We start from the raw sequence: 13,533 nt of genomic DNA, 5'->3' as shown, positions 1-13,533 counted from the left end.
GTGTCCGTTCATGGATCTAACCGTTGCAACGCCCCATCAGCCCCTTACCGCTTTCTGTCATGTTAATGCCCGCTAATATCGCCACGCTGCTGGAACCGATCAGCGAAAGCTCGCCTTGCGGCGACGACCTGCTGTTCTCAGCCGACTTCGACGCGATCCAGAACGCGCGCCGCTTCGACGACCCCTCGCTCGATCAGGGCGAGTGGGTGACGGAGATCAAGGAAGCGAACTGGCCGTTCGTCGTCGAGCGCAGCACGAGTCTGCTCAAGACGCAGACCAAGGATTTGCGGCTCGCCGTGTGGCTCACCGAGGGGCTGGCCATCGAGGAGGGCGTGATCGGCCTGACCGACGGTTATGGGCTGATCACCGGGCTTTCCGGGCGCTACTGGGATCATCTGCACCCGCTGCCGGAAGGCGACGACACGGAATACCGGCTCGGCAATGTCGCCTGGCTCGTCGGGCGCACGGCTGAATTGCTGCGCGCCATGCCGCTTACCGGTGCACCGGGCGATCCTTACAGCACGGTCGATTGGGAAGTGGCGACGCATGTCGCGCAGGCGGTCAAGCGCGACCCCGATCACGCCGACGATATCGCACGCGGCAAGCCGTCGATCGAGCAGATCGAGGCCTCGAAACGCGCCACGCCGGCGCCGTTCTACTCGGGCCTGCTGGCCGATCTGAAGGCGTTCGAAGCAGCCATGCTCGCGCTCGAACAGGAACTGGACCGGCGCGCGGGGGATGCGGCGCCGAGTTTTCGTCAGGCGAAGGACGCCTATGAAGGGGTGTACCGGCTCGCGGAGCGCTTCGCGCGTGAGATGGGGGTGAGTGCCGAAGCGGCAGCGCCGAAAGTGCAGAAGCCGGAGGGCAGCGAACGTGCCGAACCGAGTTTCAAGACCTCACCGCAACGGGAGGAACCCGTGTTGACGACTGTATCGACGAACTCGCCTGTGAGCAGCGCCGGCATCCAGAATCGGGCTCAGGCGGTGGCGCAGTTGCGCGCGGTGGCCCGCTTCTTTCGCAGTACCGAACCGCATAGCCCGGCCGCGTATCTGGCCGACAAGGCGGCGGAGTGGGCGGAAATGCCGCTGCATCAGTGGCTGTCTACCGTCGTCAAGGACGATGGCTCGCTCGCGCATATTCGCGAACTGCTGGGCGTGAAGCCGGAGGAGGGGAAGTAAGTTTTTCCTGGCTGCCCTCAAGAAGTCTCCCTTTCGTGCCGATAACCCGGTAACGAAAACACTTTGTCCGCCCTGAGAAAGGTCTTGCGGCTCAGCGCGGAGGAAAGGAATGAGGAGGCTAGATGGCATCTGCAACAGCGGCATTTCCCCGGCGCCGGCAAAATCCGCATGACGCCGGTGCTCGCGGCGGCATGGCGAGCGCAGTGGTGCCGCGGCGCCGGCCAGACTCTGTTGCGCTGCGGCAAGCTTTTACCTGGATCACCGTAGCGGCGTTTATCTGCACCCTGGCGGGCTGCAGCGACGGCGTTTCCGAGGCCGACGTTCAATTCGTGACTGGCTCGATGCCGTCACAGTTTCAGTCGCTGCGCATGTACCATACCGCGCCCGAAAACGCGGCGCCGTTCGGCAGTTCCGCTCATGGGCCCGTGAAGCTTCAACAGGGCTGCGAGGCAATACTTCTGGTGCCGGGCGGCCAGAAGAAGCGCGAGACCGTGATCCTGGATAGCAACACGGCCGCTTCGTTCGATCTCGATGCGATCCGGACCGAAGACGGATGGAACGTGACGTCGGATGGCCTTTCGCCGCCCAGCGACAATCCCGTGGCGTTTCGTACCCAGTTCACCAACTGCGTGAGTGCGATCGAGGATAAGTATCGGTCTGAGCCGGACCCCGCGCCGTTTTCGGGGGCGACGGTGTTCAAGTGAGCAAGCTCAGGCGCCACCGCCCAACCCGGCCCGAAACTCGATCCGCCGGTTGCGCGCCCGCCCATCGTTCGTATCGTTGGATGCAATCGGCTGATCCGGTCCAACGCCGGTGGTCGTCAACTGCTGCGGCGAGATCCCCCTGGACACGAGATACCCCTTGACCGCATCCGCCCGCGCCTGGCTCAGCGCGATATTCGAGGTGCGGTTCCCCGAGTTGTCGGTGTGCCCGATGATCTCCACGGTGTTATTGGTCATCTTCGCCAGCACCGCGGCCATCTGATCGAGAATCGTCTTGCCCTGCGGCGTCAGCGTCGCACTGCCGGTTTCGAATTCGATGGTCCGGTTCGCCAGCGTCTGATCGAGCAGCCCCTGCTGCGACGCACTCACACGCAGCCCGTTCTTGATCGTATAAGTCGGGTTCAGCGCGTTCGCCATGTCGCTCGCCAGTTGCTGGCGCTGGGCTTCGTTATTCACTTCGCCCTTTACGTCCACCTGCGTACCGTCGATCTTCAGCTGTCCTTTGCTGATCTGCTTCAACTGCGGCCCGATCAGCTTCTGCACATTAGCGGCCCAGTTCGGCGGGGTGGCGACATCACCCACCTCGATCTGATCGACCACGTTGCCCGCGCCATAGGTGTCGCGCAAGCGCTGCAGCACCGCCGCTTTGGTGGCTTCGTCGGGCACCTTGCCGCCCACCACCACCTGGCCCGGCGTCGCATTGGCAGGGGCGGGCATCTGCGTGACCGCGCCGGTGCCGGCCCCCGTGCTGATGCTGCCGGCGGGCGCCGCGCCGTTTGGCGACGCCTGCGCCGGCAAGATCGTCGTGTGAATCTGGATGCCGCTGTTATCGACCGGCGTCACGCTCGCGGGCCCGACGCTGTCGGCAAACGCACCGGCGCCGCCAAACACGCCGCCGAGCCAGGCGGCCACCAGAACCGTGACCGGCATCAAGCGGGTTCGTCCTGGGCGCGGCATCGTCAAACGATCAGTATTGCTTCGCATCGTCTCACTCCCCGGCGAACGCTTCGCGGAACGTGTCGATGCTGACGCGCAGCGACAGTTGCGGTTGGTCGAGGTAACTGACGAGCTTGCTGATGCCATGGTCGTTTTGTGCGTGTTCGTCGATCCACTCGGGATCGTCGATATCGATGTTGTGTGCTGCATAGGCCTGCGGGTCGACCACGCTGTGCAGCGTTTTCGCCGAGGCGCCGTTAAAGCCGATCACGAGCCGTTCGCGCTGCGCAATCGTGCCGATGAAAATCGCCAGTTCGAAATCGGCCTGGGCGACGAACGGTGCGATCAGTTCGAGCCAGAACGCGGCAACGAGGCTGCGGTAGAACGGATCGTTCGGCAGCGGCAAGGTCAGTCCGCGTTCGAGATGCGACGAGCCGCTGTTCATCACCGGCCGCAGCAGCGAACCGAGCGCCAGCATCGCGCCGCGCAGCCGCACCGGATGGCCGTTGGCGAGCAGCATCTGTTCGAGGCCGGCGAGGGTCTGGTGCTCGACGAAATCGTTGAAGGTGCCGTCATGCGGATTGCCGGGGCCGCCGCCGACTTCGATCGGCACCTGCGTGTCGCCGAGCGCCTGCAGCGCGCCCGCGGGTTCGGCCTCGCTCACCAGCGGTCGCATCTGCGCGGCAACCCGTGACCACAGGCGCGCAAACGCGAGCGGGCTGCGGGCGAGGAACGTCAGCGGCCGTTCGACTTCGAGCGCGGTCGCGGCCAGAAACGGAAAGCGCCGCGACGACTGGTCGTGGCTCGCCACCATATGGCCGGCAATCGCCAGCTTGCTGCGCGAACCGAGGAACGCAAAATGCAGCGGCCGGGCGTTTTCGTAGACGATCTTCCAGCGTGGATCGTCGGTCAGCAGTTCCATCGCTTCGGCAATCCAGCGGTCGAGCGTCTGCAGCAATTGCGGGTTGTGCGCGCTTTTGACGAAGTCGCCCCGCGACGGAATCTTGCCGAAGTAGGCGATTTGCGCCTGTACGGTTTGCGTCATTGCGCACCCCCTGTGTTCGAGTCCGCCGTCACGGTGGCGTTCGGGTTCGCTTGCATCGAAGTGGACCTGTTCCCCTGCGCCGGCGCCGGCGAGCTGCCGCCCGCCGCCGCACCGGTCGCACCGGAGGCGCCGCTCGGCGTGGCATTCACCGAATTGGCCGCCGCGCTCACATCCGCCACTGAGGACGGCAGCTTGAGGCCGCGCAGGCTCTGCTGCTGCGGCGCATCGCCGGCGCCGCTCGACGCCTGCGACGTGCTGATGATGCGCATGCTGACCGCCACGCTCACGTTGCCCTGCGTCCACGACAGATCGAACGTGCCGTCCGGCTGGCGTTTGCGCTGTGCCGAGTTGATCAGCTTCTCGAGACCGTAGCGGCCCGGCTCGTTGACGAGCTGGATCGTGCGGCCGTCGAAGGTCGTCGCGGACAGCGTCGCACCCGGCGAGCCGGACGGGTTCGGCCAGACGAAATTGGTCCACTGCGGCGGCGTATTGCGGTAGCGCAGTTGCTGGCCGTCGATTGCCAGCGTGTATTCGGTCGTGCCGCTGCTCGGTTGCGGCAGGATCTGGAACACCGTCTGCGGTTCCGACGAGCCGCCCTGCGCCGCGCCCGCGGCGCCGCCCGACAGCGGGGCCACCCAGCGTGCGAAGCCGCTCGTGAAGTCGGGTGTCAGCGCCAGCCCCATATCGCCCCACGTGCGTGCCGTCAGCGTATCGCCGCGGCGCACGGCGAGCGGCCCGAGCGTGGTGCCGACAAACTTCGCGACCGAGCCGTCCGGGCCGAACACCTGGGCGATCTCGTTGGCCCCGGCTTCGACCTTCGCGTCGCCCGCGAACGGATACTTGCTGGCGAGCGAGCTCTGGAACGGTTGGTACACCTGCGCATTCCACACCTTGTTGACTTCGACGCTGGCCGGCTGGATCACCACCGCGAACGCCTGCATCAGCGGGCGCACCAGCAGCGGGCGCAAGCCCTTGCGTTGCGAGTCGGTCAGGCCCGTCAGCATCTGCTCGTCGACGTACTTCAGCGAATCCGCGAGTTCGGAGCCGTTGCCGTCGAGCGTCTGCTGCATCAGTGCGCGTGCGCCCGGTCCCGGGTCGCCCTGGTTCTTGATCACGTTAAAGCGCGTGCGGACCTTCGACAGCGTGTCCATATAGCCTTGCAGCATCGAGCCGTTGTCCTGCTTGGCGACGATCCGGCCGAGCCCCGCGAACTCCTGGCCGATCGGCCCCATCGGCAGGTCGACCGGGTTGCCGTTGATGTCGATGTTCGCGGTGACCGGCGCGGCCGGCGTATGCGAGAACCATTGCTTGACCCAGTTCGTCACGCCGCCTTGCACGCCCTTGGCGGCCGCGCCGGCGAGCGACGGGTTGTCCCACGATGTCTGGTCGTAAGCGGTTTCCAGCACCTTGCGGATCGGCGAGTCCTGCGGGTCGCCGAGGCGGTTCATGGCATCCACCGCCTGGTTGAAGGTGCCGAAGTTCTGCACCGCAATGCCTTGCATGAACTTCTGCCAGTGCATCGCGTACTCGGTCTTGTACATCGTCACCAGCGCTTTCTGGATCTGTTCGGGGCTGCCCTCGAGCGTCAGGTCGTCATGCGCCGACGTGTTGAGCACCCAGTCCTTCGCCTGCAGCTCCTTGGTCGCGGCATCGCGGATCGCCGGCTGCACGTACTGGAACCATGCGTCGCGCGTGAACGTGCCGGGGATCGCGTAGCTGCCCGCAATCAGGCCGGTGTTGTTGTCGCCGACAATCCGGGCGATCGTCATCGGCGCGAAGCGGGTCGAGGCGCGTGCCTTGATTTCTTCGTAGACGCGTTGGCGAGCCGGCATGCCGCGCACCACGCGGCGCAGATTCTCGCGGGTCTGGTCGACCAGCGCGAGGTTCTGGTCGATCATCGGCCAGTCGTCGTCCGAGACGCGCGACAGGTAGAACGTGATCATGCGCTCGGCGCTGCGAATCATCTCGTCGCGCGGCATGTTGCCCCGGTTGGTCTCGAGCCAGCCGCGCCAGAAGCGGGCCACCTGATCGGTCAGGTGGGCCGTTTCGACGTGGCGCTTGTCGCCGAGCATCAGGTAGGTCTTGAGCGCGTTGTAGGCGTCTTCCACGTTGGTGGGGGAGGCGTCGCTATACAGGCCGCCCTGGCTCGTGGCGACCATCGCGGACGGTCGCGAAGACACCGGAATTGCGCCCGAGTCCGGCGTGCGCGTCATCGGCGCGAGCTGCTCCGGATGCGTGTTGACGTCTTTCAGGAAGCCTTCGAGATTCTGCGCGACCGGGTCCAGCATGATCTGGCGCACGCCGTTGTAATACTCGGTCAGCAAATGCTGCTCGAGACGGTCGCCCTGATAGAGACCGAGCGAAACCGCCAGCGGCCGCTCGCGGCGGAACTGCTCGAGCTGGTCGATGCGGTCTTCGAGAATATCCATGGCCTGCAGGCGCGATTGCAGGTCGTTGCGGTTCTGCTGCAGACGCACCACGTTGTCGAGGTCGGCCTGCACGTTCGAGGTGAGCTGCTGATTGTTGACTGTCGACCAGGTCCAGCCGCCGAGCGCCAGCGCGAGCGCGGCGACGAAGCCGAAGAACGTCGCATAGCGCATGCGCGTCTTGGCCGGGCTGGCGAACTGCTTGACGGTTTGCCGGTCGGCAAAAATGACCTTGGAGAACAGGTCGCGCAGGAAGAAGCCGTTCTTCGAGAACGCGCTTTGCGGCTGGGGAAGGCTCGCACCGTCGAGGCCGAAGCGGGTGGCGATGCGCTGCGCCGCGGCGCTGCTGGTTTCGCCTTCCTGCAGCGCGCTCGTGAAGTAGAAGCCGCGGAAGATCGGCTTGTACTGGAACGGATTGGTTTCGAACAGCGTGGCGAGGAACGAGCGCAGCGCGGGCTTGATGGTCGAGAATTCGAGCGGGAAGCTCAGTTGCCCCGGCGACAGTTTGTTGCCGCGGCTGATCGACATCTGCGCGACGCTGATTTCCTTCAGGCCGTCATACAGCTCCTCGAAGCGTTCGTCGAACAACGCCACCACGTCGCGCTTCTCGTCGGGCTCGTAGGGCAGGGTGGCGCCCCACACGCGGTCGTACTCGTGGCGCTCGCCGCCGCTGAAAAATTCGGTGAAGCCCGTGATCAGGTCGGTCTTCGTGAACATCACGTACACCGGCGCGAATACTTCGAGCTTTTCGGTCAGCTCCTGGACCCGCTGGCGCAGGTTCTTCGCCAGATTGATGGCGAACTCGGGGCGGCTGCCGGTCAGCTCGGCAATGCTTGCCGTGACGATGATGCCGTTGATCGGCGCCTTCGGACGGTGGCGCTTGAGCAGGCTCAGGAAGCCCAGCCATTCGGTGCGGTCTTCCTCGTGCACCGAGTAGCGGCCTGCGGTGTCGAGCAGAATGCCTTCGGTGGTGAAGAACCAGTCGCAGTTGCGCGTACCGCCAATGCCGTGAATCACCGCGTTGTTCTTGTCCGCGAAGGGGAACTGCAAGCCTGAGTTCAGCACCGCGCTGCTCTTGCCGGCCGCCGGGTTGCCGATCACGATGTACCACGGCAGCTCGTAGAGTGCCGCGCCGCCCGAGACCTGGCCGATCTTCGAGGTCTTGATGGTCTTCACCGCGTCGACCAGACGGGTACGCAGCGCGTCCAGCTCCGCCTGGCGGGCCGGCGTGGCAGTGCTCGCCGCCTCGGTTTGCTTTTCGGCCTGCTGTTCGAGCATCTCGCCGAGCTTGCGGTTGGCGCGCCGCGCGGCGAGCCTGCGTACCAGCCAGATCAGGAACCACAAGACCAGCACTGCGCCCAGCGCGACCGCGGCCCAGATCGGATCGATCCGCAAGGTGTCGGCCGCGATGAACAGCACGGCGGCTAGCGCGATCAGCCCGATGATCGAGAGCGTGCGAGAGTGGGTCAACCCGTTGAGGAAGCGTTGCATAGGCCGTTCAGGTCTGGATGTTATGGGTAGCGTGTGGAAGGACGATCAGCGCTGCGCGTGCGCGGATGCCGGCAAGCGTGGGGAGATTCGGTTCGATTGGGAGTGGGGCGAAGCGCTGCGCCGCGGGCTGTGACGAAAGGCCCGCGCAGCCATGATCGGTCTTGTCGCCGTGAAGATTATATGAATGCGCCATGCAAACCCCATTATTTGCCGCTTTGTGCCGCTTAATGCCGCCCGAGTACGAAACCGGGTTTGTGATATTCGACGTGCCCAAGATCCATCAATTTCCAGCGGCCTCCCCACACCAGGCCGCACTGTTCGGCGACCTGGCCGTATAACTGATAGCCTCGCATGGCCCACGGATCTTTTTCTGTAATCACAAGCTTGCCGTCACGCAAAAACGCATTGTCCGCCGCTAGCCCGTATTGGTGATAGCTCTGAAAGGCTGCGGCATTGGTGACACCCCCCAATTGCGCCAGCCGGTTTTGCCGCTCCGGGCTGCGATAGCCTTCCAGTAAAGCCATGTCATAGCCGTATTGTTCGTGCATGATTTTGTAGACGAGCAATAAACGGGTTCTGAAGTCGGCATCGAGCAAATTCCAGTCGCGGCTCGCATCCTGTAGCGCGGGGCGAACCTGCTCCACTTCCTGCGTTGCAAATACCTCGGGCGGCAATGAGGGCGGTGGGACGAGCTGCTCGCCGTTCAATAGCGCGGCAATTTTCTCGTCGGGCACCCGTACTGTATCGTCGTATTGGAAAAACTGACGACCGCGCAATGCGATCGCCACCAATGGCGGCGTCGCAAGAATACCTGTGGTAGTTAAAATCAGCAAGCGCCGCTTTACCAGTAAATTTTGCATATCGACTACTGTCGATTGCGAAATTTTTGCCGAGCGACTTAATTGATCGCGCGCACGTGTTGCACCATAAGATGCATTGCGCATAAATCGGCCTTGTAAATCCTGCACAATGGCCAGTATTGAAGCGCGTACCGGCGGCAATAGCAGCATGGCCGCGATCAGCACCGCGATGGCGAAATAAGCGACGAGTACGATGGCAATCAATGGTAAGTCCGGAAAATTGGAAACAATTGTATTTTGTAATGCTTGCTCTTAGAATCAGGCCTGCTCGAAGACGAGCCGAAACGGTATTATCACGGCGAAATAAACCAGGATTCAATGAGACAGTGAATGAGTGCGCCGGACAGCTCGAATTCCAAAGCCCCACCTAGCCTGCTAGCCGATACGGCACAAGGCTCACAAGCCAACGGCTCGCGGATTCTCGCGAACCTCGAAGGCCGCGTTGCCCCGCCTACCGACAAGCCGCGCCGCTCGAAGGCGCCTGCCGTGCTGGTGGCATTGCTGGTGCTCGCCGCAGGCAGCTGGGGTGCGTGGCACCTGCAGCAGCGCGCCCGTAGCGAACACACCGAGGTGGCCGCGGCGTCGGCTCCCGCGGCGGTGCCGGCGGCCGCTTCGGCAGCAGGCGCCAGTTCTGCTCTGGCGACGGCCAAAGCCGCGCCTGCGGCGGGCGCCTCCACGCCGCAACCGGCAACCATCGTGGCGGACGACACCGATAACAAGGATGCCAAACCATCTGCGGGAGCGGCCGCCTCGGCGGCTGGTGGGATCGACGACAATCGCCTCTCGCGGGCGCTCGCGAATGGCGCCGAGGTGAGCGGTGCGTCGGCGCCAGCAACGGAAGCGACCAGCAACGAGAAGCCGGCTGCAACGGCAGCCAACCATGCGCATCACGAGCGTGAGACAGCGGCGGCACGCGCGAAGCACGATGCAGCCGGCAATCGTCATGCGAGTGCCACGGAAGTTGCGCAGGAGAAGAAAGACAAGCAACGCCCCACGGCGCATAACGCCGCTGCAACGAAGGATGATCCGGATGCCGACCTGCTGGCGGCGCTGGTGGCGCGCACCAAGCCGGCAAATCCGAAGGCGGGCGTCAACGGCGATACGACCAAGGTCAGCGCCGCCGCGAACCCGGGCAATCCGAAGCTGGCCGAGCGGGTGAAGGAGTGCGGCACGCGTGGCTTCTTCGAAGACCAGTTGTGCCGCTGGCGTGTGTGCGACGGTCATTGGGGCAAGGATCCCGCCTGCCCGGGTGCGGCCACGCCGCCTAAGGAACCGTAAAGCTGCGGGCGGCGGCGGGTTGGGGGCTGTTAAGTGCGCCACAGTCCTCCAACCCGCTTGCTACCAGTGTGGCTGGCTCATCGCCTCAAGCCGGATGCAAGCCGCGCAGCAACTGCCGCACTCGCGACAGATCCTGGTCGACGTGCTCGGCCTGTTCGAACAGCACCGCCAGCCAGTCGACGAAAGCCCGCACACGCGGCGAGACGACGCGGTTCTTCACGTACGCCACGGAAACGGTCATCGGCACTGGCTTCCATTGCGGCAGGATTTCGCGCAACTGGCCCGAATCGAGGTACGGTTGCGCCGCGATGCGCGCCGGCTGGATCAGCCCGAGTCCTTGCAGGCCGCAGGTCAGATAGGCCTGCTCGTCGCTGACCTTGACGAAGCCATCCACCTTGACGTTGAGCGCACTGCCGCCGACTTCGAAATCGAAGTCCACCGCGCGTCCGTTGTGCGGCGACATGCAGTTGACGGCGACGTGCCGCGCCAGATCGTCCAGATCGGCAGGCATCCCATAACGTTCCAGATAATCCGGGCTCGCGCACGTCACGTGTTCGAGCGTGCCGAGCCGGCGCGCCGCGAGACCCGAATCGGGCAGCTCGCCGAGCTGGATGCTGCAGTCCACCGCTTCGCCGACCAGATCGACCGCGCGATTGCTGACGCCAATCGCGAGATCGATGTTCGGATACAGCTCATGAAAATCGTCGAGTGCCGGCAACACCAGCGCAGTCGCCACCGCGCCCGGCATCTCTACACGCAGGCGGCCGCTCAGGTTGTCGGTGGAATGGCGCAGGCTCGCTTCCATCTCGTCGATGTCGGCGAGAATCTGTGAGCAACGTTCGTAATACGCGGCGCCTTCCGGCGTCAGGCTGAGGCGGCGCGTGGTGCGCACCAGCAGCGCCGTGCCGAGCAGGGCTTCGAGATTCTGAACCAGCGTCGTCGCCGTGGCGCGCGGCATGTCGAGCGATTGCGCGGCGCGTGTGAAGCTATTGGTATCGACGATACGGATAAAAGTGCGCATCGCCTGAATACGGTCAATCACGGGCAATCTCCTGTACAAACGGGACAATCCGAATAAAGGACGTACAGCCAACGTGCCTCGTCCCGTTGGGGACGCCCCGTTTGGGGAGGCGCGTCGGCATGACGATGCAAGGCGGGAGCAGGGCAGGCCGCCGCAGCGGGCGCGGCCTGTGCATCACGCGTAGCGGGCGTTGAGCCCGCCGGCGTGACGACCTGTGGAACTACCGGGGTGAAGCCTGGAGTAAAGCGACCGGCAGTTACTTCCGGAGCGAGTCGAGATCGATCACAAAGCGATACTTCACATCGCTCTTCAACATCCGCTCATACGCATCGTTAATCTTTTGCATCGGAATCAGTTCGATATCCGATGTAATGCCGTGCTCGCCGCAGAAATCGAGCATTTCCTGGGTTTCAGCAATGCCGCCGATCAGCGAGCCCGCCAGACGGCGGCGCTTGAAGATCAGGTTGAACACCTGCGGCGACGGGTGATCGTGTTCCGGCGCGCCGACCAGCGTCATCGTGCCGTCCCGGCGCAGCAGGTTCAGGAACGGGTTGAGGTCGTGCTGGGCCGCCACTGTGTTGATGATCAGATCGAAGCTGTTCGCATGCGCTTCCATCTCTTGCGGATTCTTCGAAATCACCACCTCATGTGCGCCGAGACGCTTCGCATCTTCGATCTTCGATTGCGAGGTCGTGAACAGTACGACGTGCGCACCCATCGCACGCGCGAGCTTCACGCCCATGTGGCCGAGGCCGCCCAGGCCGACGATGCCGACCTTCTTGCCGGGACCGGCGCCCCATTGGCGCAGCGGCGAGTAGGTGGTGATGCCGGCGCACAGCAGCGGCGCCACGCCGGCCGGATCGAGATTCTCCGGTACGCGCAGGACGAACGCTTCGTCGACGACCAGTTGGGTCGAATAGCCGCCGAACGTGATGTCGCCGCTCACGCGGTCCACGCCGTTATAGGTGCCGACCCAGCCGTTTTCGCAATACTGTTCGAGGCCTTCCGCGCAGCTCGGGCAGGTGCGGCACGAGTCGACGAGGCACCCCACGCCGACGAGGTCGCCGGTCTTGTAGTGCGTCACGTCGGGCCCGACCGCCGTGACGCGGCCGACGATTTCGTGGCCCGGCACCACCGGATAGATCGAGTTTTTCCATTCGTTGCGGGCCTGATGCAGATCCGAATGGCAGACGCCGCAAAACAGCACTTCCATTTGCACGTCATGGTCGCGCAGTTCGCGGCGCTGGAATTCGAATGGGGCGAGCTTCGACTGCGCATCGCTCGCTGCATAGGCATAAGTCGTGGTCATGAGTGCTCCTGCAAATAGAGGGGTTGCTTCAGGCGTCGACGCAAGCGGGACTTCGCTCGGCCTTGCGGGCGTCGGTGCGGGAATGGGATGGTCCGGCAGGGTTCCCATCGTAGGCGGCGGCCCTTACCTGGGGAATACCTGAATATCTCGAAGGTTTGCCTATTTCTACTGAGGGCGAGCGCTATAGGCGGTTTGGTGCTAGATTTCAAGCCTTATTCTCTGCCGAATAGATAGGCATTGTCATGCAAACGACTCATTCATCCCGTCCACCCGTCAGCGCGGCTCAGCAGCGCATGGTCGAACTGTTCGACATTCTTGCGCCGTGCGAAGGCTTTACGCCGTCGTGTCTGGAGGGTGTCAAGCTGATGCGCGCGAGCCGGCCCATGCCGCGCATGCCGGTGCTCTACGAGCCGAGCATCGTGATTGTTTGCCAGGGCCGCAAGCGCGGATATCTGGGCGAGCAGACCTACCTGTACGACGCTCAGCAGTATCTGGTGTTGTCCGTGCCGCTGCCGTTCGAGTGCGAAACCGAGGCGAGTGCGGAGGAGCCGTTTCTGGGCCTCTCCGTGCAGGTCGACCTGTCGGTGGTCGCGGAGTTGCTGATGACACTGAACGAAACCCATGGCGCCGCGCATACCGTGCCGCGCGGCATTTATTCCACGCCGCTCGATCCGGTCATGAGCAACGCGGTGCAGCGCCTGCTCGAGGCGCTCGCTGCGCCGGTCGATGCGCGGATTCTCGCGCCGGGCATCATGCGCGAGATCTGCTATCGCGTGCTGACCGGCGAGCAGGGCGATGCGATTCGCGCGGCGCTCACGCATCAGCATCACTTCGGCCGCATTGCCAAGGCGCTGCGGCGCATTCATGCGGATTACCACGGCGATCTCGACGTCGATACGCTCGCACGCGAAGCCGGCATGAGCCTCGCGGTGTTTCACTCGCAGTTCAAGGGCGTGACGTCGACCTCGCCGATGCAATACGTGAAAACCACCCGGCTGCATCATGCGCGGCTTCTGATGGTGCAGGACGGTTTGAGTGCGGGCGCGGCGGCGGCGCGAGTCGGTTATGAAAGCGCCTCGCAGTTCAGCCGCGAGTTCAAGCGCCTGTTCGGGCTGAGTCCGGTGGACGAGGTCAAGCGCATGCGCGCGGCGTTCGATTCGCCGCCGCGCGTGGCGCCGCCCGCGCCGAAGTATGTGACTGCCGGTTGACGGCGCTGGGGCGACGCGGTTTGCATGGCGGTTCGCGAGCGGTCGCCGCGTGCCGCGGT

The 13,533-nt window shown here is 64.2% G+C and carries 10 protein-coding genes; 4 read left to right on the top strand and 6 right to left on the bottom strand.

Annotated elements, in window-relative coordinates; all coding sequences use genetic code 11:
• The first annotated feature begins 65 nt into the window (after positions 1–65).
• Both tssA and AC1ECK_RS24160 read left to right on the top strand, forming a co-directional pair.
• Positions 66–1,178, top strand: coding sequence for a type VI secretion system protein TssA (gene tssA, locus AC1ECK_RS24165; RefSeq protein ID WP_480323779.1), 1,113 nt, complete (start codon positions 66–68; stop codon positions 1,176–1,178).
• Positions 1,179–1,300: 122 nt separating this feature from the next.
• Positions 1,301–1,882 carry a hypothetical protein gene (locus tag AC1ECK_RS24160; RefSeq protein ID WP_480323532.1) on the top strand — a complete coding sequence of 194 codons (582 nt, stop codon included), beginning with the start codon at positions 1,301–1,303 and terminating at the stop codon, positions 1,880–1,882.
• Between the two features lie 6 nt (positions 1,883–1,888).
• Here the strand turns inward: AC1ECK_RS24160 and AC1ECK_RS24155 are convergent, their stop codons facing one another.
• The 4 genes from AC1ECK_RS24155 to AC1ECK_RS24140 form a co-directional block, all read right to left on the bottom strand.
• Complete coding sequence (locus tag AC1ECK_RS24155; RefSeq protein WP_480323777.1) at positions 1,889–2,830, bottom strand: OmpA family protein; 942 nt, start codon at positions 2,828–2,830, stop codon at positions 1,889–1,891.
• 58 nt (positions 2,831–2,888) lie between these two features.
• Positions 2,889–3,881 carry a type VI secretion system-associated protein TagF gene (tagF, locus tag AC1ECK_RS24150; protein ID WP_480323531.1) on the bottom strand — a complete coding sequence of 331 codons (993 nt, stop codon included), beginning with the start codon at positions 3,879–3,881 and terminating at the stop codon, positions 2,889–2,891.
• Positions 3,878–7,798, bottom strand: a complete 3,921-nt coding sequence (gene tssM / locus AC1ECK_RS24145; protein ID WP_480323529.1) for a type VI secretion system membrane subunit TssM — start codon at positions 7,796–7,798, stop codon at positions 3,878–3,880. Before tssM ends, tagF begins: the two co-directional genes overlap by 4 nt.
• A 224-nt stretch (positions 7,799–8,022) precedes the next feature.
• A complete protein-coding gene (locus AC1ECK_RS24140) occupies positions 8,023–8,862 on the bottom strand; it encodes a M15 family metallopeptidase (RefSeq protein ID WP_480323527.1) in 840 nt (279 codons plus the stop codon).
• A gap of 126 nt (positions 8,863–8,988) precedes the next feature.
• On the opposite strand from AC1ECK_RS24140, the gene AC1ECK_RS24135 reads away from it, so the two are divergent.
• Positions 8,989–9,936, top strand: a complete 948-nt coding sequence (locus tag AC1ECK_RS24135) for a hypothetical protein (protein WP_480323525.1) — start codon at positions 8,989–8,991, stop codon at positions 9,934–9,936.
• Positions 9,937–10,021: 85 nt separating this feature from the next.
• Here the strand turns inward: AC1ECK_RS24135 and AC1ECK_RS24130 are convergent, their stop codons facing one another.
• Both AC1ECK_RS24130 and AC1ECK_RS24125 read right to left on the bottom strand, forming a co-directional pair.
• Positions 10,022–10,978, bottom strand: coding sequence for a LysR family transcriptional regulator (locus AC1ECK_RS24130; RefSeq protein ID WP_480323523.1), 957 nt, complete (start codon positions 10,976–10,978; stop codon positions 10,022–10,024).
• A 235-nt stretch (positions 10,979–11,213) separates the two neighbouring features.
• Entirely contained in the window at positions 11,214–12,266 is a 1,053-nt protein-coding gene (locus tag AC1ECK_RS24125; protein WP_480323521.1) for an NAD(P)-dependent alcohol dehydrogenase, read from the bottom strand.
• Between the two features lie 242 nt (positions 12,267–12,508).
• Here AC1ECK_RS24125 and AC1ECK_RS24120 point away from each other — a divergent pair, with 242 nt between their 5' ends.
• Positions 12,509–13,474 (top strand): AraC family transcriptional regulator, encoded by a 966-nt coding sequence (locus AC1ECK_RS24120; protein ID WP_480323519.1) that lies wholly within the window; start codon positions 12,509–12,511, stop codon positions 13,472–13,474.
• The last annotated feature ends 59 nt before the right edge of the window (positions 13,475–13,533 follow it).

It is taken from the genome of Paraburkholderia sp. SSBN10T, from assembly GCF_056619545.1.
This window is presented reverse-complemented; position numbering and strand designations above follow the sequence as displayed.

Excerpts from the sequence above, each read along its gene's own strand:
- AC1ECK_RS24135 (WP_480323525.1), top strand. The coding sequence starts at position 8,989 with ATGAGTGCGCCGGACAGCTCGAATTCCAAAGCCCCACCTAGCCTGCTA.
- AC1ECK_RS24155 (WP_480323777.1), bottom strand. The coding sequence starts at position 2,830 with ATGCCGGTCACGGTTCTGGTGGCCGCCTGGCTCGGCGGCGTGTTTGGC.
- AC1ECK_RS24125 (WP_480323521.1), bottom strand. The coding sequence starts at position 12,266 with ATGACCACGACTTATGCCTATGCAGCGAGCGATGCGCAGTCGAAGCTC.
- tssM (WP_480323529.1), bottom strand. The coding sequence starts at position 7,798 with ATGCAACGCTTCCTCAACGGGTTGACCCACTCTCGCACGCTCTCGATC.
- tssA (WP_480323779.1), top strand. The coding sequence starts at position 66 with ATGCCCGCTAATATCGCCACGCTGCTGGAACCGATCAGCGAAAGCTCG.
- AC1ECK_RS24120 (WP_480323519.1), top strand. The coding sequence starts at position 12,509 with ATGCAAACGACTCATTCATCCCGTCCACCCGTCAGCGCGGCTCAGCAG.
- tagF (WP_480323531.1), bottom strand. The coding sequence starts at position 3,881 with ATGACGCAAACCGTACAGGCGCAAATCGCCTACTTCGGCAAGATTCCG.
- AC1ECK_RS24160 (WP_480323532.1), top strand. The coding sequence starts at position 1,301 with ATGGCATCTGCAACAGCGGCATTTCCCCGGCGCCGGCAAAATCCGCAT.